Source organism: Alteromonas sp. ABH4_457, assembly GCF_056160625.1.
In genome coordinates this window covers 144,388-161,989 of record NZ_JBSWXN010000003.1, presented here as the reverse complement: position 1 = coordinate 161,989, position 17,602 = coordinate 144,388, and the positions used below count along the sequence as shown (strand labels likewise).

Genomic DNA, 17,602 nt, shown 5'->3' with positions numbered 1-17,602 from the left:
TATATTGGGAGTAAAAATATAGGCTTTGGTACAGCTTACACATAATAAGTTGTTGCGGTATGTTAATTACGTATCCGGGCAACTTTCGAAATATGCCAAAGAGATACTCAGTTAGATAACTATAGGGAAATTTATTATGATTGAATTGAATCAAGTTGAAATTGAAGAAGTGTCCGGAGGTATTGTTGTAGCTCTGTGGGCATTATTAATTACAGGTTATGGATCTGGAGCCTTTGACCGAATCGGTAGTGAAATTGGCGCAGGACTTTATGATGGCTTACATAAGGTGCCTTAAAATATGAAAGATTTAACTAACGAAGAAATTCTGGTCGTATCCGGGGGCGAAGGTCTTTTCTATTATGTAGGTTATGGTATAGGAAGTGGAATAAGAGGTTTGAACCAATTTGGAAGCTGGCTTGGTTCAGAAGTCTACGACCTAACTCATAATATTCCATGATTTACTTAACTCTAATCAATATAGTCAATTTAGAGGGAAGTCGATGTGGAAAAAATATTCAAAAATTGAAAATATAGGTTTTTGGTTTATTCTTATCTTTATTTCTTTGATGTTAGTTGACTATTTTTTCTTTAGTAGTTAACTGAATTGCAATTAGAGTTTTGATACACTCTCTCAAGATAATATTCTCACATCATTGTGCAAGAAATAATGTGTTCATTTTAAAAAGTGACTTTTAAATTAAAAGTCACTTTTTTATCTCGATATCAGCTTGAACTTCAGTCTATTGTTCTAGTCGTTTTATGATACTTGAGTGGATGAATGTTTTCACCATCCCGGATATGGGATAGTGACTTTACCCGATCAGGCCTTGGGCTCGTTGATGGTGGTGGTGAGCTGTTCGGCTTTGGTTTCTATCTCAACTTCAACGGCGGCGCTGCCCTGAACCGCATTCTTTGAAACGCTGGCCGGGGTTACGGCGCTGATGCCTTTTAACAGGCGGCCAAGAATGTCGGCTCCGGTGATGATGCGGGGTTGTGCACCCCAAACCAGCACTACGTCAACATCGATGGTGCCATCGTCATGGGCGTCCAGTGTTTCCTGTGCTTTCAGGTGCCACAGCACTTCGGATAACATCAGAGATTCATCCCGCATCTACTCAACGCCTTCGCGGCCCAGCCAGCCATCAAGCAATAATGCGGAGGGCTTGGAAACGGGGTACAGGATGATCTGATAGAAACGCATTACCGGTGATAACACTGACGCCATACGCATGGCATTTCTGGAGAAATAAGCCTGCGGCATGATTTCACCGAAAATGGTAATAAAACCGGCAAAGCAAATAGTGTTAACCGGAATTTTTATCGACACGAAAGAATATGGGAATCGTAGCGTATTAAACAGGAACTGCCAGTACAATCAAGCGCAAACGGGGATTGGGCGTCATATCATTAAACGGATAACAGGTGATAAGCTGGATTTCATCTTTGTTCCGTTCGATGAACCAGCGGTGGTTGTGTGAATCGACAATATTGGTCTTGCTCACCCGATAGGTACGCCATTGTCCGTGGCTGTCCTGGATCTGAAAGGTATCTCCTGCCTGCACATGTTTCAGAAAGTTGAAATGGGTGTCACGGTGACCGGAATACACCTGTGTGCCGGTTTCCCCGGGCAGTGCGGTTCCGTCTATGTGGCCGGGGCCAAAGGCCAGGCTGCTGCCATGACTCCCCGACAACATATACAGGCGCTGGTTGTGGCCGGGAAAAGTCAGTACGGCCACGGGCCAGGTATCTGACCATGACCAGGGTTTAACAGAGTGGCCGGTTGCCATGGTTTCTTCCCATGCATCTGCAATAAGCCGTTGCGCTAATACTGCCTTTGCCGCAATCCATAATGTATTGCCAAAACACAGAATGCCGGTTACCAGAAGCAGAGCGGGGAGTGCGGTCTTCAGAAAGTTTGCTTTTATCCTCACTGCACGGCCGCCTTATCTTGCTTTTATCCGTTGCCAGAACAGTAAGGCGAGGCCGGCAACAATACACAGTATACCCAGCCAGAGTGTCAGTTCCGCTGTGGTGGCGGTTTGCGGATATTGCAGTTGCTGATGTGACATGCCCTGCGGCAGTTGATTCGCTACCCGCAGACGAAGCGGTGGACGGGGGCTGTTTTCATAAGTCACCGGTGACTGATCGATAGCAACAAATGAGGTAAAGCGGGACAACAGACTGTGTTGCAACGCCACCGCTGTCACTTGGTCTTTAACGTCTTCTTCGCTGAGAGAGCCGCTTCGCCCTTCATCTTCAATATGGGCAATTTTTTGTCTGGCCCAGTGTGCGCCGGCGCCGCTACCCTCCGGCATATCCGATGACGTGAGCGTTTGCGACCAGAGCCGACTGGCGGTTTCACCGCTTACGGTGACACTGCTGACAGGCGTTTTTGTGGAGGCAAAAGACAGCAGGGGTTCGTTAAGATACAAATCCGGCGTATTTGCAGGATATACCTCTGCATCTTCCGGCCAGCCCGGCTGGATGTTTTTGGCTGCACTGTGGTTAAGCTTTGCGAACAGACTGTTCATCTGCGGGGCAATATCCTGCGGATTGGCAATAAATTCATAGGTGCCACGGCCAGCCTGCGCTGCCTTGTGCATGAAGTAACTGTTGGGAGCAGAGCCAATCCCCACTGTGAATAACCGCGATGTGCCTGCGAAGTTGCTGATCAGGCTGAACAGCTCCGCCTCGTTACTTACAGCTCCGTCAGTAATGAATACCACCTGGTGGAGGCGTTCATTCTGCGCATTCTGTGAAAAGGCCGCAGTCAGCGCAGGTAACATTTGTGTGCCGCCATCGGCCTGCAACTGATTTACCCATTGCCGCGCCGCTTGTCTGGCGGGAAGCGTTGCAAAATTTGCCTCTGCGAACATCAGCGAAAAACGGTCACTAAACGCGATGATGTTAAAACGGTCGTTATCCTTAAGTTTATCAATGGCTGCAATCAGACTGGATTTAGCCTGAACAATTGACTGTCCCTGCATAGAACCCGATGTATCAATGACAAATGTGATGTCGCGGGGCAGCGTTTGCGGCTGTGTGATGGCCGGGGGCATCACCATTAGCAGGGAAAAATAATCATCACCGGATTGCTCGGTAAAAAGGGCTGCGACCGGTTCTGCAGAAGGGGCCGGGAGCCAGCGAAGCACAAAATCACGGTCCATTTCACTATGACCCTCTTTAAGTGTGATAGTGAACTTGTCGTTCTGTCTTGTCAGATCGATGTCATGATACAGTGCATACACCGAGGTAAGCGGCATGCCACCGTTCAGAGCAATAGTGAGTGCCAGAGGATTCGTCTTTCCACTGCCCGGCAGAATAAACGGCGGAAAAAGATCCGCAGGGTCTGCATACCCGGTGGTTGCCCGGGTCTCCGTTTCAAGGCTGTTCATGTTCATACCCGGCATGTACCTGGGTGTCAGTGTTGTTGGCAGCCTCCATGAGAATTCGCCCCGGCGGAACTCTGCAATATCAAGAAATTGCAGTGTGACCTCTATGGTTTCTCCCGGTGCGATATGACTAACTTGCTGGGTAAACAAATTGGGGCGCTGCTGTTCAGTCAGTGCAGCCCGTTTTCCCTGCACCACGGCGTCGCGGTAAAGGCGCCGGGCTTCCTGTCGTGGCTTGATAATGCCTTCAATCACCCGTGAGCCGGAACGGATAGTCATATGAGTAACAGCCGCCTTGTCCGGCAGCGGAAAGGTGTACACACCATTGGCCGGCCCGTCGCTCTGGTTTTTAAAAATCTGCCGGTACGTCACGTTCACCAGTACACCGTTGATCTGAACATCTGCATCCGTGAGTACATGTAAAGCGGCCTGCCCGTTTGCGTTGTTGCTTTGTAACATCATATTACCGGACTGATAGCGGGGTAGTGTGTCAGCAAACGAAGCAAAAGCCGGCCACATGAAGAGTATCAACAGCAACAAATTAAAGTGGCTGCGGGCAGGGCAGCGGCGGCTGGGGTTCGTGAGCATGAGCGTCTTCCGTTACGGTGTGTAGGATTATTTCAGCACCGTAATCTGGCAAGCTTGCGGAGGATATGTGGCGAAGAAGCAATGAATTCAGGCGAATTATGGAGTAAAGTGAAAGATAATCCTCTACACACAGCAACACGGTTCTGAGTTATCTATGTCGCACCGGACTAGCCGTAGAAACAGCATGTTAACAGCACCTTACCGGTGGTGTTTAATGCTGGGTGCCTGTGTGAGTCTGACGCTTGGGTTTATTGGAGTGGTCGTGCCGGGTATGCCGACAACGGTCTTCGTGCTGATTGCTGCCTGGCTGGCGGCCCGCAGTTCACCGTCGCTGGCTTTATGGCTGGACAATCACAAAGTCACCGGGCCGATAATTCATCACTGGCGAAACGGACGCTGTATGCCGCGCAGTGCAAAATATGCTGCCACGGCAGGTATGTCATTGTCAGCGGTGATCATGGCAGTAACAGCTACGCCGGTTTGGGTGATGGCCGGTACGGACATCATGATGTTGTGTGTGCTTATCTGGTTGTGGCGTCTGCCGGAACCTGAGTTGCCGGATGGCAAAGCCTGACATGACACTCTCCGCTGGTCATGAAGCAACACTCAGACACTTACAACTGACACTCTATGCGATGCAAAGCCGGTTTGAAGCGGGGATCAGCGAATTTGAGCTTATCAGCCTGTTACAAAAACCACCGTATTCGCTTTTCGATGAAACCGCTTTGCGCGACAGCCTGGCGCTTTTCCGTTGTCACTTTATTCTGTTCCATTGTCTTTACCGTCTTCAGGATGAGTGGCTGGCGGAAAAGCAGGGCTTACTGAACATCCACACGACGGCCATCCGGCTGGAACCCTTAGCGGAATCAACAAAAACCCCGGCACTGGCGGATCCGCTGCGGGATTATTATCTGAACTGGGATAATTTTGACAGCACCGGCAAAGAAGATGTGGATGCGCTGATAGACAGTTTCTGGGTCAAAATGGGCAGCGGCATTCACATGTCCGCAGACGAAAACACGATTAATGAAGCACGCAATGTGCTGGAGATCGCACCGGATATACGACTGACCCGCAGCCTGATAAAGAAACAGTATCGTCATTTACTGCACAGGCACCATCCTGACAAAGGCGGGGAGAATCCCGTTGCTGCTGAACTGGTGAGGGCCTGTGAAGTATTACTGAGTGCGGTTAAGCGGGAACCGCTGGCCTAAACATTATCGGTACGTAATCCGCCGAAATAGATTTTCATCAGGATGGGGGCTTTCGTGGTGATGTCGAAGGCTTCCGGCGCTTCCAGATATTCTGACAAAATACCACGCATAAAACAGTTCATCGCCAGGGTGTAATCTTCCGGTGTAATGTCCGCAGACAGCTGGCCTAATTTAATGGCCCGTTTGTAGTAGGCAGAGAACGCCTGAATCTTTTCGTATTTTGCCGTAGTGTGCTTTTCCTGACTACACTTTAAGTCACCACTGTAATCACATTTTAACATGAAAAGTGTAAGTGTTTTACGTAGTTGCTCATCTTGATCGAGATCGAGGAAAATGTTCGTACATAACTCCTGTAACTGACCGACAGGATTGGGGTGTTCAGCTTCCAGTCCTTCCATGATCCGTTCGATAAAAGGAGTATGCAGGTTCTCATGGAGCGCATCGAAGATCTCCATTTTGTTTTTAAAGTGCCAGTACACGGCACCCCTTGTCACATCTGCCTTGCGGGCGATTTCTTCAAGGGATGCTTTGGCGACACCGCGCTCTGTAAAAACATCGACAGCGGCCTTTAATATGGTCTGTTTTGTGAGCTCAGCATCTTCTTTTGTTCTGCGCATCGTATTCTCCGCGAGATTGACAACATACATACAAGAACGTATCTTTAGAAGGTAAACCTTTAATGTGCAATTGTCCAGCCCCCGTGGCTGTATCAGGAAGACTTATTGTTATGAAAAAACTGTTTTTAACTGCCGTCACAGCGATAGCGCTGGCCGTTGCCGGTGGCTGTTCTGACCAAAACGGGCAACAGGCCGCTCAGGCAAGCCAGGGTGGTCAGCAACCCGCACCTTCTGTGTCTGTAGTGACAATTGCCAGTCAGCAGGTAGAGCACACGGTTACACTGCCCGGACGTGTAAGCCCGATGCGCCAGTCGCAGGTGCGTCCGCAGGTAGAGGGTGTGCTTACCGAACGCTTGTTTGAAGAAGGTGCACTGGTGGAAAAAGGCCAGCAACTTTACCAAATCGATGACGCCCGTTTTGCTGCGCAGCTCGCCAGTGCGAAAGCTGATCTGAAAAGCGCGCAGGCGAGTTTGAAAACGCTGGAAGCCCGCTCAGCCCGTTATAAAGATTTGCTCAGCCGCAACGCCGTCAGCCGTCAGGAGTATGATGATGCACTGGCTGAGGCCGAGCAGGCAGAAGCGCAAATCAGTGTCGCCCAGGCCGCGGTAGATTTAGCCAAAGTGGATTTAGACTACACCAAAGTGTATGCCCCTATCAGCGGTCAGATTAGCCGCAGCTATGTCACCGTCGGTTCGCTGGTAACAGCCAATCAGGAACAACAACTGGCTACCATTACCCAGTTGAATCCGGTTTATGTTGATATGCAGCAAAGCGGCAAAGGTGTTCTGACACTGCGTAAAGCGATGCAGCAAAGTGGCACTCTGCCGGTGAAGCTGATTCTGGATGAAACCACAGGTGAAGCGTATGAACATCAGGGTGAACTGAAATTCTCTGAAGTGACGGTAGATGAAACAACCGGTGCGGTTGCACTGCGTGCAGAACTGCCTAACCCTGATTCACTGTTGATGCCGGGTCTTTTCGTGAAAGCCACCGTGGTGCTGTCTAACACCGATGAGTTACTGGTACCGCAACGTGCGACCACACGTCAGCCAGACGGTTCGATGGTGGTCATGACGGTGAATGCGTCGGACAAAGTTGAGCCCCGCCAGATCACTGTATCAGGTGCATGGCAGGATCAGTACATGGTGAAAGGTGGCGTGCAGGCTGGTGACAGAGTCATTGTGACCGGTTATCAGAAAGTGCAGCCGGGTATGCAGGTGAATGCTAAACCCTGGCAGGCCGGTAACGCTCAGGCGAAAAACGGACAGTAAGCGCGACTAATTTTCAGGCAGGAACACATTCTTTATGGCACGTTTTTTTATTGATCGCCCTGTGTTTGCATGGGTGCTGGCTCTGATCACAATCATGGCCGGCCTCTTGTCTATACAAGGTCTTCCCATCGAACAGTATCCCAAGGTTGCCCCTCCCTCGGTAACTATCAGTGCGTCTTATCCCGGCGCCTCTGCGGAAACTATCGAAAATACCGTCACCCAAATCATTGAGCAAAGCCTGTCGGGTATCGACAATCTGCGTTATTTCACATCAAGCAGTGAAAATACCAGGATGACGATTACCCTGACCTTCGAGCCTGGCACTGACCCGGACACCGCGCAGGTTCAGACTCAGAACAAGGTACAAAGCTCCGTCTCCCTGTTACCTACACAGGTTCAGCAGCAGGGCGTAACCGTGACTAAATCAAACGATACTTTTGCTGTGGTTATCGGTTTCTACTCAAAAGACGGGCGCTTGTCTCAGTTTGATTTGAGTGACCTGCTGGTATCAGAATATCAGGATCCCATTTCCCGTGTGAACGGCGTGGGTACAACCCGTGTATTCGGTGCCCAGCGTTCTATGCGTATCTGGCTGGACCCTGACAAACTGTACAGCTACAACATGACGCCTGTGGATGTTCAGGGCGCAGTACAAACTCAGAATACAGACATTTCAGCGGGACAACTGGGTGGTCTGCCGGCCATTGAAGGTCAGCAAATCAATGCCACTATCACGGCGCAGTCTATCCTGCGTACCGTGGAAGATTTCGAAAATATTGTATTGCGGGTTAACACTGACGGTTCACAGGTGCGCGTGAAAGACGTGGCACGGGTTGAACTGGGCTCTGAAAACTACAGCTACATTGCCCGTTATAACCGTCAGCCGGCGTCCGGTATGGCAGTATCGCTGGCAACAGGCGCAAATGCACTGGACACCATTGAAAGGGTAAAAGCCAAAGTTGAAGAAATGGCAGTGAACCTGCCTGACGGTGTTGAAGTGGTGTATCCGGTTGACAGCTCGCCGTTCATCAAACTTTCTATTGAATCAGTGGTTAAAACCCTGCTGGAAGCCATTGTTCTGGTATTCTTCGTGATGCTGCTGTTTCTGCAAAACTGGCGGGCGACACTGGTACCCACCATTGCCGTACCTGTTGTACTGATGGGAACATTCGCGGTTCTGTTTGCCTTCGGCTACAGCATTAACGTACTGACCATGTTTGCCATGGTTCTGGCCATCGGTCTGCTGGTGGATGATGCCATCGTTGTGGTAGAGAACGTTGAACGTATCATGGAAGAAGAGGGGCTTTCTGCCAGGGAAGCAACCCGTAAATCCATGGGACAGATCACCAGCGCGCTGGTGGGTATTGCTGTGGTGCTTTCCACAGTGTTTATCCCGATGGCTTTCTTCAGCGGCTCTGCCGGTTCGATTTACCGTCAGTTCTCAATCACTATTGTTGCAGCCATGACCTTCTCGGTACTGGTAGCCATTATCTTGTCCCCGTCTTTATGTGCCGTACTGCTGCGCAAAAAAGATGTGATGAACAAGCGTGAAACAGGCTTCTTCGGCTGGTTTAACCGTAACTTCAACAAAGGTCGTGACGGCTACGAGCGCGCGGCTGTGGGTATGGCGGGTAAAATCAAACGCTTCCTGCTGATTTACGTGGTACTGGTTGGCGGCATGGCATTTATTTTCAGTCAACTGGCAGGCTCGTTCTTACCGGATGAAGATCAGGGGCGGGTAATGGTACTGGTTAATGCTCCTCCGGGCGCAACAGCCGGCCGTACGCTGGAATCGATGAAGACGGTGGAAGATTTCTTCCTGGACACCAAAGGCGATGTGGTGAAAGACATGTTTACCATTGTCGGCTTCAGTTTCACCGGTGCTGCGCAGAACTCAGGGATGGCCTTTGCTCACCTGGTCGACTGGGAGAAACGGGACGAGTCCAGCAGTGCGTTTACCGTTATTAACCAGGCCTACGGTGCTCTGGGGCAAATCGAAGATGCCATGGCATTCCCGATTTTACCGCCACCAATCCGTGAACTGGGTAACGCAACAGGCTTTGACTTCCAACTGGTCGATCGCGCCGGTAACGGCCACGAAGCTTTGATGAATGCCCGTAACCAGTTCCTGGGCATGGCGGCGCAGAATCCGAAGCTGGTTGGTGTACGTCCGAATGGCCTGAGCGATGTACCTCAGTTCAAGATTAACATCGACAGTGAAAAAGCGTCTGCACTTGGCTTGTCACTCAGTGATATTAACAGCACGCTCAGCATCGCCTGGGGTTCTACTTACGTGAATGACTTCATTGACGCCGGACGTATCAAGCGTGTGTATATGCAGGCTGATGCCGCTTACCGTATGGATCCTGAAGATCTGGAAAAATGGTTCGTGCGCAACAGCGATGGTGACATGGTAGCGTTCAGTGCGTTCTCTACAGTAGAGTGGAATTACGGCTCACCTAAACTGGAACGTTTCAACGGTGTGTCTGCTGTGAATATTCAGGGTAGTCCTGCACCGGGCGTATCGTCTGGTGAAGCAATGGCCGTGGCACAGGAACTGGTGAAGCAGTTACCACCGGGCTTCGGTCTGGAATGGTCCGGCTTGTCTTATGAAGAACAGGCCGCCGGCTCACAGGCGCCTATGCTTTATGCATTGTCTATTCTGGTGGTATTCCTGTGTCTTGCTGCACTTTATGAAAGCTGGTCTGTACCATTCGCCGTTATGCTGGTAGTACCGTTAGGTATTTTAGGTTCGGTAGTCGCCGCGTGGTTATTCGGTTTGCCGAACGATGTTTACCTGCAGGTAGCGTTCTTAACCACAGTGGGTCTGGCAGCGAAAAACGCCATTCTGATTGTGGAATTCGCTAAGGAACAGTACGAGCACGGTATGGACTTGATGGAAGCGGTATCGACTGCCGCCAGGCAACGTTTTCGTCCTATCCTGATGACGTCCATGGCCTTCATTCTGGGTGTAACGCCGCTGGCTATTTCCTCCGGCGCGGGCTCTGAAAGCCAGAACGCTATCGGTATCGCTGTAATGGGTGGTATGTTCGCCGCAACCTTCCTGGCTATCTTCTTCGTACCTATGTTCTATGTAATGGTCGTGAAGTGGTTTGGCGCAAAGAAAGCCACTGAAGAAGAGTAATCCGTAGCACTTCTGAATGACGCCGCCCTGCAGCTTGCAGGGCGGCGTTTTTATTTCCCGCCTTTTAAACGTCTTGCGTGTCTGTTCCGTGTCCGCTTTTAGTCTTAAAAATTAATTCCGATCAATACCTTCAGAGCAGAATATGGCAAGATGCCGGTCATGCTGTAAAACGTATTGATGCGGAGAATGCTGACATGGCTGTGGTTTTACCTCCAAAACCGGTATGGAACCAACTCATCAAATCGGGCTGTCGTGTATTTGTAGGCGGTAATGCCTCTGTACCTTATGCTCTCATTCAGGATCTAATCGATCACAGTACAGGCTTCAGTGACATTGAAATGGTGCACATGCTGGCGTTGGGCGACACGCGCTGGGCAAAGGAGCAACACCGGCAGCTTTTTAAGGTAAACACCTTTTTTATTGGCGGCGAAGAAGTGCGCCGTGCTGTGGATGAAGGAAGGGCTGATTACACGCCTGTATTCTTATCTGAAATATCCAGTCTGTTTACTGACGGCACACTGCAACTGGATGCGGTGCTGGTCAACGTGAGTCCGCCGGATGAGCACGGTTACTGCTCGTTAGGTGCATCGGTGGATATATGTATGTCGGCTGTCCGGCATTGCGATATTGTGATTGCGCAAATCAATGAGTCTGTTCCGCGCACATCAGGACATTCCTATATTCATATCAGCGAAATTACAGCATGTATTCAGGCGGACCAGGAGCTGGTTGAGGTAGCCCCGCCACCCATAGACAGTATTACTGAAAGGATTGGGCAATATGTGGCGATGCTGGTGGAAGACGGCTCAACCCTGCAATTCGGCATCGGTAAAATTCCCAGCGCCACATTAAAGTACCTGCTGCACCATAAAGACCTGGGTATTCACAGTGAAATGCTCACAGACAGTATTATTGAAGTGATTGAGTCCGGTGCGATTTCCAACCGGAAGAAGACTTTTCACCCTGGCAAAGTGGTGACCAGTTTTGCTATCGGTACCCGCAAACTATATGACTTCATTGATAACAACCCGCATATTGAGTTTTACCCCAGCAGTTATGTGAATAAGCCTACCAACATCGCCAAAAACGACAAAATGGTAGCCATAAACAGTGCTCTTGAAGTGGATCTCACCGGACAGGTGGTGGCTGATTCCATTGGTTACGATTTTTACAGCGGCATTGGCGGGCAGGTGGATTTTGTCAGCGGCGCATCTATGAGTAAAGGCGGTAAGCCCATCATTGCTTTACCTTCTACGGCAAAAAACGAAACGGTATCCCGTATAAAGCCCTGTATCACAGAAGGGGCGGGCGTGGTGACCAGCCGCGGGAATGTACACTACGTGGTAACTGAATACGGCGTGGCGTCTTTGCGGGGCAAGAGTATCCGCGAACGGGCCATGGAGCTTATCCGTGTGGCGCACCCGAAATTCAGGGGGCAGTTACTGGAAGAGGTCCGCAAGAATTACTGGGTGCCCCATTATCAGGAAAAGTACCCGACGGATATTCCTGAACTGGGCGCAATTCAGTTACAAAAACTGGTGATTCAGGGGGAGACCTATTATCTGCGGCCGCTGAACCCGGCAGACGAACGTCGTCTGCAGGAGTTTTTCTATTCCCATACGAAAGAGACGCTGCGCCTGCGTTACAACTATGACCCTAAACAAATGTCACGGGAGAAATCCTGTAATCTGGTGAGTGTGGATCAGCGCACTGATGCGGCCTTGTGTATTGTGCGTCAGGAAGGTTCGCGGATCACGATTCACGCGGTGGGCCGGTTCTACTTTAATCCTGAAGATAATTCCTGCGAAGCAGCATTTGTTACCCGTGAAAATCAGCAAGGGAAGGGCATGGCCAAGTTGCTGTTGTCCCGACTGATTGATATCGCCAAAGCCAGAAAGATGCGCCGCATGCTGGCCTATGTGCGGGCTGAAAATAAGCCGATGATTGCGATTTTCGAGAATGCTAATTTTAAGCGCCTGTTTTCCAGTGATCCCAGCGATGTTGAACTGGAATTGAAACTGGAGGATGAAGCGTGACAGTGAGGATATTTCGCGGCAAGGACTGCCTGCATCATGATGTGGGGCATGACCATCCGGAATCCCCGGACCGCTTGTATGCCATCGACGATCAGTTACTGGCGTCAGGCCTGGAAATGACCTGCCAGCATGCCGATGCAAAACCTTGTAAAAAGGAACATCTGGTCTTAGCCCATGACCCCTACTATGTCGACAGTATTTTTGAACGCTCGCCGAAAACGGGTCTGGTGTGGGTGGAAGACGATACCGGTATGACCCCCATTACGCTGAGCGCTGCGCTGTATGCTGCCGGAGCCGGTATTGATGCTGTTGACTGGGTAATGGACGGAGAGGACCGGCAGGCATTTTGTGCCGTGCGCCCGCCGGGTCACCACGCAGAATACGCATCGGCCATGGGATTCTGCCTGTTTAACAACATTGCTGTCGCCGCCCGTTACGCATTGAAACAATATGATTTAAGCCGGGTAGCCATTGTGGATTTTGACGTACACCACGGTAATGGCACGGAGAATATTATTGCTGGTGATGAGCGCATTATGATGTGCTCATCGTTCCAGCACCCGTTCTATCCCCATAGCGGCGCACCGGTTTCTGCCAGCAACATTCTCGGTGTGCCACTGGACGCGGGAGCTACGGGTGAAGCATTCCGGGAAAAAGTGTCTTACTGGTTCGATGCACTGAAGAACTATGAACCCGAGCTGATCCTGATTTCTGCAGGGTTCGATGCCCATGCAGAAGACCACATGGCGCATTTACGGTTGCGGGAAGACGATTACAAGTGGATCTCCGCAGAACTGCGAAAAGTCGCTGATGCCTGTTGCCACGGCAGAATCGTGAGCACACTGGAAGGTGGCTACAACCACAGTGCCCTGGCCCGCTCCGTTGTCGCTCACATTAAAGGCTTACAGGGCGACGCTAACGAAACCGGCGGCGCGTGATTCTGGTTTGCATTGGTGGTCGTTTTCGCGTGCGGAGAGAGATATTGCCTGCAAAACTCTTTACAGAAAGTTAGTCTGCCTGGTGTTCGTAAAGAGCCGCAGGGAGCAAAGTAACCCGCAAAACCGTCAGCCGCATGGATGCGGCTGCCGAGCTTCCAGGGATGGATTTACAGCGAGTTTTGCGGGTTACTTTGCTCCCCGCTCTGCGCACCACTCCGCCGTCAGCTTCTGACTGCGCAATAGCAGCCTTCGCCGGCTATGTTCAGCATGGCGCCGTTGAAATCCGGTTTTTGTACTTCTGCGGCGATAGTGGTGACAAGATCATCGCCGGTATAGCAGCCGAGTCCTGTTGCATAAGCACCCAGATACCGGAGCTGGTTTTTACTGTCGATGACGGCAACGGCTGGAAAGCTGGGGATTTCAGCAACGAGCGAAGAATATTCGTTGATGTTCAGTGTTTTAAAATTGTAGCCGCCATCCTGCAGCAGGTTTGTCAGCTCTTTCTGATGCTGCCGGCTCAGGGAATTGCAGAAACAAGGCGTGTCTGCTTCAAGGTGAACGATGGTGCCGGGAGTGATGCCGGCCTTTGCCATTTCAGAAACAAAACGTGTATCGAAGTCTTTGTCCTGCGAAGCGGATGTGAGGAAAAGGTCGGGATCAAAAGGGACTGTCTGATTCCCGCCGTACACCCACAGACCGGTCATTAATAAGCAAAGCCAGACAATCATCAACAGCCAGCTGGCTTTGCCCTTCATCATACGCTGAATTTCTGTATGGCTGCCTGCATGTCCCTGCACAGTGAAGAAAGTTGTACTACCTGTTGCTCAAGTTGCGCTGCTGTGGCGGCTTCTTCCTGAGACAGCTCGTGCATTTTCGCCGTACTTTCCGCAATAGACTGGGAAGCGGCTTCCTGTTCAACGGCAGAACTTGCCACTTCAGTCATGTGCTCAGAGGCCGACGAAATTTGTCCTTCAATTTCAGACATGGCTGAGCTGGCATTGGAGGAATCTTCTACTGCCTTGTCTACCAGAGTAATACAGGTCTGCATCTGCTCCACGGAGCTGGCGGTGCTGGCAACTAACTGTTCGGTAATGGTGGTGATTTCATCCGCACTTTCTTTCGAGCGGATTGCCAGCGTGCGAACTTCGTCTGCTACCACCGCGAAGCCGCGACCATGTTCGCCGGCACGGGCGGACTCAATTGCCGCGTTCAGTGCCAGCAGGTTTGTTTGCTCGGCTACCGCGGTGATAGAGCGCATGGCATCTGAAATGTTACTGCACCGTTCATTGAGTTCGGCATTGGTTTTTGCTGCCTGAGTCAGCACACTCTTAAGTGAAGCGATGGAGCTTGCCGTTGCATCTATGGCTTGCTTTGAATCGCCGGTGAGTGAGGAAGCCTGACTGGTTTTATCGTTGGCAAGTTGGGTTCTTTCTGTCGTCAGCTGCATCGACACTGCAATTTCTTCAGAGGCGGATGAAACGCTGCTGACCTCATTGGCACTTTCGGCACTGGTACGGCTCAGTTCTACCGTGGCTGACTTTATGACTTCACTGGACGAGGCCACTTTGTCAGTTAACTGGCGGGCGTTGGCCACCAGAGACTTAATTTGCATGAGCAAATCAGCAAACTGACTGATGCCTTTGTTGTCCTGCGGGATTTTAATAGTCAGGTCAATGCGGTCCCGTTGTGCGAGTACCTGAGATACCGTATTACTGAGGGCAAACGCATTGACGCCTTCGTCGTGGGAGCGTTTGGCAACATACATAAGCGCCACACATTCAGCAATAGCGAACAGGGCATGTAAAACCAGAATGAAGAAAGTGATGTGCCCTTCTTCAAAGATGAAAACACCCGCTCCCTGAGTCTGCAGTACGAAAAAGCCGATGTGATGAACCGCAACAACGGCGGTAGAAATGCCAATTACCAGCCAGTCGCGGAATACAACAAGGATGGCCAGAAGAACGAATATTTCGAAGTGCCACTCAATGAGGCCAAAGGTCTGGTTAATGTGCAGTGCTGCCATCAACTGCACGGCAATGGCGATTGTCGCCCTGCTTAGCAGAGAGCCCGGTTGGGTAAAACTGAAAAACAGCGGCAGTGCGACAATAGGAATACCGAAGATAAAGGCGGGTAACAGTTCGCCGGTGTAAAAACCGATTGCTACAGCAAGCGCAAACTGTACGGGCAATATAATGCGAAAGATTCTGTGACCGTCAAGAATCCAGGGATATTGCATGGGGCGTCCTAAATGTAAATATCTACGCACTGAGTATAGGACAACTTTCTGTCAACGATGTGCGCCAGATCAAATTATTGCATAGCATAGTACGCATATGTGTACTGCTCCATGGCACTTTTGTCTAATCAGGCGCAATTGTCGCTTAAATTGTTCGTTTTACAGCCACCGCTTCCACAGCATCGCAATCAGCATAACCACGGCCAGTCCGCCCATTGCACTCATCAATAGGGTAAACGCGCCCGGAGATTCTGTACCCGGCAGTCCGGCTACATTCATGCCGAATACGCCGGTAAGAAAAGACAGTGGCAGGAAGATGGCGGTGACCATGGACAGTACATACATTCGCATTCCTTGCTGGTCAGCAATCCGGTTTCTCAACTCGTCTTGCAGGACGACAGCACGCCATGATCCAGCTGCATAGCCCTCGGGCGGGTTTCAGGCGCACACAGCGCATCACTGATGGCGCTGGTTACTGATAAATCTGCCAGAATAGCTGCAGAGTCAAGTGCGTCACTTTGTACGTGCACCCATTTGTATTCATCAGGCTGGCAGGGCTTTGTCAGTTCGTTCTGCTCAAGCGCCCGGGCATTGCCGTCAGCTGAGATAATGTAGGCGGTTAAAAATGCTGTACCCGTCATAATATGGGATCCCTGTGCTGCGTTAATTTTTGTGTCTGTGTTAAAGTAGCGCGAGCTAAATTTACCACGAGGTCTTATGCGTAATCTAACCCGTTTCACCTTTGCGTTAACTGTAGCAATGATGTTTTTTGTTACGCAGGCACAGGCATTTACGTTTCGTTTGTCTCAGCAGGACCTGAATCAGGTTGTGCGGATGACCTTTCCGCAAACGCAGTATTACCAGGATATGAAGGTTGTTATCAGCGACCCGTCATTGTTTCTGCAAGCTGATAATAACGTGGCTGTAGAAGTGAATTTGCTGGGTACGCAGGGCGGTCAGAAGATGGAAGCGGCAGCCAGATTAAGTGGTGAACTGTTTTATGACGGCAGTAAAGGCGAGTTGCAGATCATCCGCCCCAAACTGGATGATTTTAACGTGCTGAGCAGCACACTGGAAAATGAGAAGGACATCCTGCGCTGGGCTGAACAGCTTAAAGGGCAGTCTGCACCGGTGATCCTGCTGGTGAATTTTAAAGATCTGAACCTGTCTATACTGGGTAACCGTTTGCCACGGGATATGCGTGTGGAAAGTGGTCAGTTGGTTATCGAATTTTAATCTGTCCGGACGGAGTAGTTATGTCTGTGATTGCTTTTCTTTCAATGGATACGTCGGCCCTTGAAGATTTCTTCGTTTACGATGAAATGCTTATCCCTCATTTCAACGCACATGGCTACGATGTTGAAACCGTTGCCTGGCGGGATGGATCCGTGGACTGGAACAGATTTAGCCATGTGATTGTGCGAAGTCCCTGGGATTATCAGCAGGATCCTGATGGATTTATGGCGTGCCTTGAGCGCATTGAAGCTTCACAGGCCACGCTTCACAACCCCTTGTCTCTCATGAAGTGGAACATTGAAAAAACGTATCTGCAGTCGCTGGAAAGTCAGGGCGTACCGGTAGTGCCTACAAGTTGGGCAGACTCTTTTTCGGCAGACTGGTTTGTTAAGCAATTTGAAGTATTCGAAACAGACGAGCTGGTGATCAAACCGGCGCTGAGCGCTAATGCTGACGATACGTTTCGCATTCATCGTCGTGATGCAGCAAACTACACCGCTCAACTGAGTGAGCTTTTTCATAACCGTAAGTTAATGGTGCAGCCTTTTTTACAAAGTGTTACCGGCGAGGGTGAGTACTCACTCTTTTACTTTGGCGGGCAGTACAGTCACACTTTGTTGAAGCAACCTCAGGAAGGAGACTTCAGGGTGCAGGAAGAGCACGGTGGCAGGTTATCCGCTTTTACCCCTGATGCTGGCATGCTAAGTGTGTGTGAAGCAGCACTCAATGCTATGCCTGACAGCTATCTGTATGCGAGAGTCGACCTCATCCGGACTGATTCAGGCTGGGCAATTATGGAGCTGGAACTCATTGAGCCATCGCTCTATTTTAATATCGATGAATCCTCCGCCGCCCGTTTTGTTGATGTGTTTGTAAGCCGTCACGGTGAAGGCTGAAGAAAACAAAAAAGGGCTGCAGCCGGACTGAGC

The 17,602-nt window shown here is 50.5% G+C and carries 17 protein-coding genes and 2 pseudogenes; 10 read left to right on the top strand and 9 right to left on the bottom strand.

All coding sequences use genetic code 11. The annotated features are described in order from the left end of the window. The first annotated feature begins 136 nt into the window (after positions 1 to 136). Both ACXAGR_RS07230 and ACXAGR_RS07225 read left to right on the top strand, forming a co-directional pair. On the top strand, positions 137 to 295 hold the full coding sequence (locus ACXAGR_RS07230; protein ID WP_349583324.1) for a hypothetical protein: 159 nt from the start codon (positions 137 to 139) through the stop codon (positions 293 to 295). A gap of 3 nt (positions 296 to 298) precedes the next feature. After that, on the top strand, positions 299 to 457 hold the full coding sequence (locus ACXAGR_RS07225) for a hypothetical protein (protein WP_349583327.1): 159 nt from the start codon (positions 299 to 301) through the stop codon (positions 455 to 457). Between the two features lie 363 nt (positions 458 to 820). Here ACXAGR_RS07225 and ACXAGR_RS07220 read toward each other — a convergent pair whose 3' ends face one another. The 4 genes and pseudogenes from ACXAGR_RS07220 to ACXAGR_RS07205 all read right to left on the bottom strand — a co-directional run bounded on the left by ACXAGR_RS07220 (position 821) and on the right by ACXAGR_RS07205 (position 3,980). Then, positions 821 to 1,111 (bottom strand): hypothetical protein, encoded by a 291-nt coding sequence (locus tag ACXAGR_RS07220; RefSeq protein WP_474848991.1) that lies wholly within the window; start codon positions 1,109 to 1,111, stop codon positions 821 to 823. A 6-nt stretch (positions 1,112 to 1,117) separates the two neighbouring features. After that, positions 1,118 to 1,327, bottom strand: a pseudogene (locus ACXAGR_RS07215) (DUF21 domain-containing protein); the annotation flags it as partial. A 25-nt stretch (positions 1,328 to 1,352) separates the two neighbouring features. Continuing rightward, positions 1,353 to 1,931 carry a class GN sortase gene (locus ACXAGR_RS07210; protein WP_474848989.1) on the bottom strand — a complete coding sequence of 193 codons (579 nt, stop codon included), beginning with the start codon at positions 1,929 to 1,931 and terminating at the stop codon, positions 1,353 to 1,355. A gap of 12 nt (positions 1,932 to 1,943) precedes the next feature. Next, the gene (locus tag ACXAGR_RS07205) at positions 1,944 to 3,980 is read right to left on the bottom strand and encodes a marine proteobacterial sortase target protein (protein WP_474848987.1); all 2,037 of its coding nucleotides are present in this window, start codon (positions 3,978 to 3,980) and stop codon (positions 1,944 to 1,946) included. Positions 3,981 to 4,164: 184 nt separating this feature from the next. On the opposite strand from ACXAGR_RS07205, the gene ACXAGR_RS07200 reads away from it, so the two are divergent. Continuing rightward, the gene (locus tag ACXAGR_RS07200) at positions 4,165 to 4,554 is read left to right on the top strand and encodes a YbaN family protein (protein WP_474843672.1); all 390 of its coding nucleotides are present in this window, start codon (positions 4,165 to 4,167) and stop codon (positions 4,552 to 4,554) included. Then, the gene (locus tag ACXAGR_RS07195) at positions 4,541 to 5,194 is read left to right on the top strand and encodes a DNA-J related domain-containing protein (protein ID WP_474848985.1); all 654 of its coding nucleotides are present in this window, start codon (positions 4,541 to 4,543) and stop codon (positions 5,192 to 5,194) included. The genes ACXAGR_RS07200 and ACXAGR_RS07195 overlap by 14 nt, the downstream gene beginning before the upstream one ends. On the opposite strand, the gene ACXAGR_RS07190 is transcribed toward ACXAGR_RS07195, so the two are convergent. Next, positions 5,191 to 5,811 carry a TetR family transcriptional regulator gene (locus tag ACXAGR_RS07190; RefSeq protein ID WP_474848983.1) on the bottom strand — a complete coding sequence of 207 codons (621 nt, stop codon included), beginning with the start codon at positions 5,809 to 5,811 and terminating at the stop codon, positions 5,191 to 5,193. The genes ACXAGR_RS07195 and ACXAGR_RS07190 overlap by 4 nt on opposite strands. A 110-nt stretch (positions 5,812 to 5,921) precedes the next feature. Here ACXAGR_RS07190 and ACXAGR_RS07185 point away from each other — a divergent pair, with 110 nt between their 5' ends. From ACXAGR_RS07185 to ACXAGR_RS07170, 4 genes are all read left to right on the top strand, one after another. After that, positions 5,922 to 7,082, top strand: coding sequence for an efflux RND transporter periplasmic adaptor subunit (locus ACXAGR_RS07185; protein WP_474843666.1), 1,161 nt, complete (start codon positions 5,922 to 5,924; stop codon positions 7,080 to 7,082). Positions 7,083 to 7,116: 34 nt separating this feature from the next. After that, positions 7,117 to 10,227: an efflux RND transporter permease subunit gene (locus ACXAGR_RS07180; RefSeq protein WP_474843665.1), complete on the top strand. Its 3,111-nt coding sequence runs from the start codon at positions 7,117 to 7,119 to the stop codon at positions 10,225 to 10,227. Positions 10,228 to 10,421: 194 nt separating this feature from the next. Continuing rightward, positions 10,422 to 12,263, top strand: coding sequence for a GNAT family N-acetyltransferase (locus tag ACXAGR_RS07175; protein ID WP_119503259.1), 1,842 nt, complete (start codon positions 10,422 to 10,424; stop codon positions 12,261 to 12,263). Beyond that, positions 12,260 to 13,201 (top strand): histone deacetylase family protein, encoded by a 942-nt coding sequence (locus tag ACXAGR_RS07170; RefSeq protein ID WP_474848981.1) that lies wholly within the window; start codon positions 12,260 to 12,262, stop codon positions 13,199 to 13,201. The genes ACXAGR_RS07175 and ACXAGR_RS07170 overlap by 4 nt, the downstream gene beginning before the upstream one ends. A 221-nt stretch (positions 13,202 to 13,422) precedes the next feature. Here the strand turns inward: ACXAGR_RS07170 and ACXAGR_RS07165 are convergent, their stop codons facing one another. From ACXAGR_RS07165 to ACXAGR_RS07150, 4 genes and pseudogenes are all read right to left on the bottom strand, one after another. Continuing rightward, on the bottom strand, positions 13,423 to 13,959 hold the full coding sequence (locus ACXAGR_RS07165; protein WP_474848979.1) for a DUF6436 domain-containing protein: 537 nt from the start codon (positions 13,957 to 13,959) through the stop codon (positions 13,423 to 13,425). After that, positions 13,956 to 15,437 (bottom strand): methyl-accepting chemotaxis protein, encoded by a 1,482-nt coding sequence (locus tag ACXAGR_RS07160; protein ID WP_474848977.1) that lies wholly within the window; start codon positions 15,435 to 15,437, stop codon positions 13,956 to 13,958. The genes ACXAGR_RS07165 and ACXAGR_RS07160 overlap by 4 nt, the downstream gene beginning before the upstream one ends. A 159-nt stretch (positions 15,438 to 15,596) precedes the next feature. Then, positions 15,597 to 15,842: pseudogene (locus tag ACXAGR_RS07155) on the bottom strand (CorA family divalent cation transporter); the annotation flags it as partial. Further along, positions 15,815 to 16,078: a hypothetical protein gene (locus ACXAGR_RS07150; protein ID WP_474848975.1), complete on the bottom strand. Its 264-nt coding sequence runs from the start codon at positions 16,076 to 16,078 to the stop codon at positions 15,815 to 15,817. The pseudogene ACXAGR_RS07155 and the gene ACXAGR_RS07150, both read right to left, overlap by 28 nt. Positions 16,079 to 16,154: 76 nt before the next feature. On the opposite strand from ACXAGR_RS07150, the gene ACXAGR_RS07145 reads away from it, so the two are divergent. Beyond that, positions 16,155 to 16,673: a YceB family lipoprotein gene (locus ACXAGR_RS07145; RefSeq protein ID WP_474843656.1), complete on the top strand. Its 519-nt coding sequence runs from the start codon at positions 16,155 to 16,157 to the stop codon at positions 16,671 to 16,673. Positions 16,674 to 16,693: 20 nt separating this feature from the next. Next, positions 16,694 to 17,569 carry an ATP-grasp domain-containing protein gene (locus tag ACXAGR_RS07140; RefSeq protein WP_474843654.1) on the top strand — a complete coding sequence of 292 codons (876 nt, stop codon included), beginning with the start codon at positions 16,694 to 16,696 and terminating at the stop codon, positions 17,567 to 17,569. The last annotated feature ends 33 nt before the right edge of the window (positions 17,570 to 17,602 follow it).

Bases quoted from the DNA above. Each gene is read 5' to 3' on its own strand.
- ACXAGR_RS07230 (WP_349583324.1), top strand. From the start codon at position 137: ATGATTGAATTGAATCAAGTTGAAATTGAAGAAGTGTCCGGAGGTATT.
- ACXAGR_RS07225 (WP_349583327.1), top strand. From the start codon at position 299: ATGAAAGATTTAACTAACGAAGAAATTCTGGTCGTATCCGGGGGCGAA.
- ACXAGR_RS07220 (WP_474848991.1), bottom strand. From the start codon at position 1,111: ATGCGGGATGAATCTCTGATGTTATCCGAAGTGCTGTGGCACCTGAAA.
- ACXAGR_RS07205 (WP_474848987.1), bottom strand. From the start codon at position 3,980: ATGCTCACGAACCCCAGCCGCCGCTGCCCTGCCCGCAGCCACTTTAAT.
- ACXAGR_RS07200 (WP_474843672.1), top strand. From the start codon at position 4,165: ATGTTAACAGCACCTTACCGGTGGTGTTTAATGCTGGGTGCCTGTGTG.
- ACXAGR_RS07195 (WP_474848985.1), top strand. From the start codon at position 4,541: ATGGCAAAGCCTGACATGACACTCTCCGCTGGTCATGAAGCAACACTC.
- ACXAGR_RS07190 (WP_474848983.1), bottom strand. From the start codon at position 5,811: ATGCGCAGAACAAAAGAAGATGCTGAGCTCACAAAACAGACCATATTA.
- ACXAGR_RS07185 (WP_474843666.1), top strand. From the start codon at position 5,922: ATGAAAAAACTGTTTTTAACTGCCGTCACAGCGATAGCGCTGGCCGTT.
- ACXAGR_RS07180 (WP_474843665.1), top strand. From the start codon at position 7,117: ATGGCACGTTTTTTTATTGATCGCCCTGTGTTTGCATGGGTGCTGGCT.
- ACXAGR_RS07175 (WP_119503259.1), top strand. From the start codon at position 10,422: ATGGCTGTGGTTTTACCTCCAAAACCGGTATGGAACCAACTCATCAAA.
- ACXAGR_RS07165 (WP_474848979.1), bottom strand. From the start codon at position 13,959: ATGATGAAGGGCAAAGCCAGCTGGCTGTTGATGATTGTCTGGCTTTGC.
- ACXAGR_RS07160 (WP_474848977.1), bottom strand. From the start codon at position 15,437: ATGCAATATCCCTGGATTCTTGACGGTCACAGAATCTTTCGCATTATA.
- ACXAGR_RS07150 (WP_474848975.1), bottom strand. From the start codon at position 16,078: ATGACGGGTACAGCATTTTTAACCGCCTACATTATCTCAGCTGACGGC.
- ACXAGR_RS07145 (WP_474843656.1), top strand. From the start codon at position 16,155: ATGCGTAATCTAACCCGTTTCACCTTTGCGTTAACTGTAGCAATGATG.
- ACXAGR_RS07140 (WP_474843654.1), top strand. From the start codon at position 16,694: ATGTCTGTGATTGCTTTTCTTTCAATGGATACGTCGGCCCTTGAAGAT.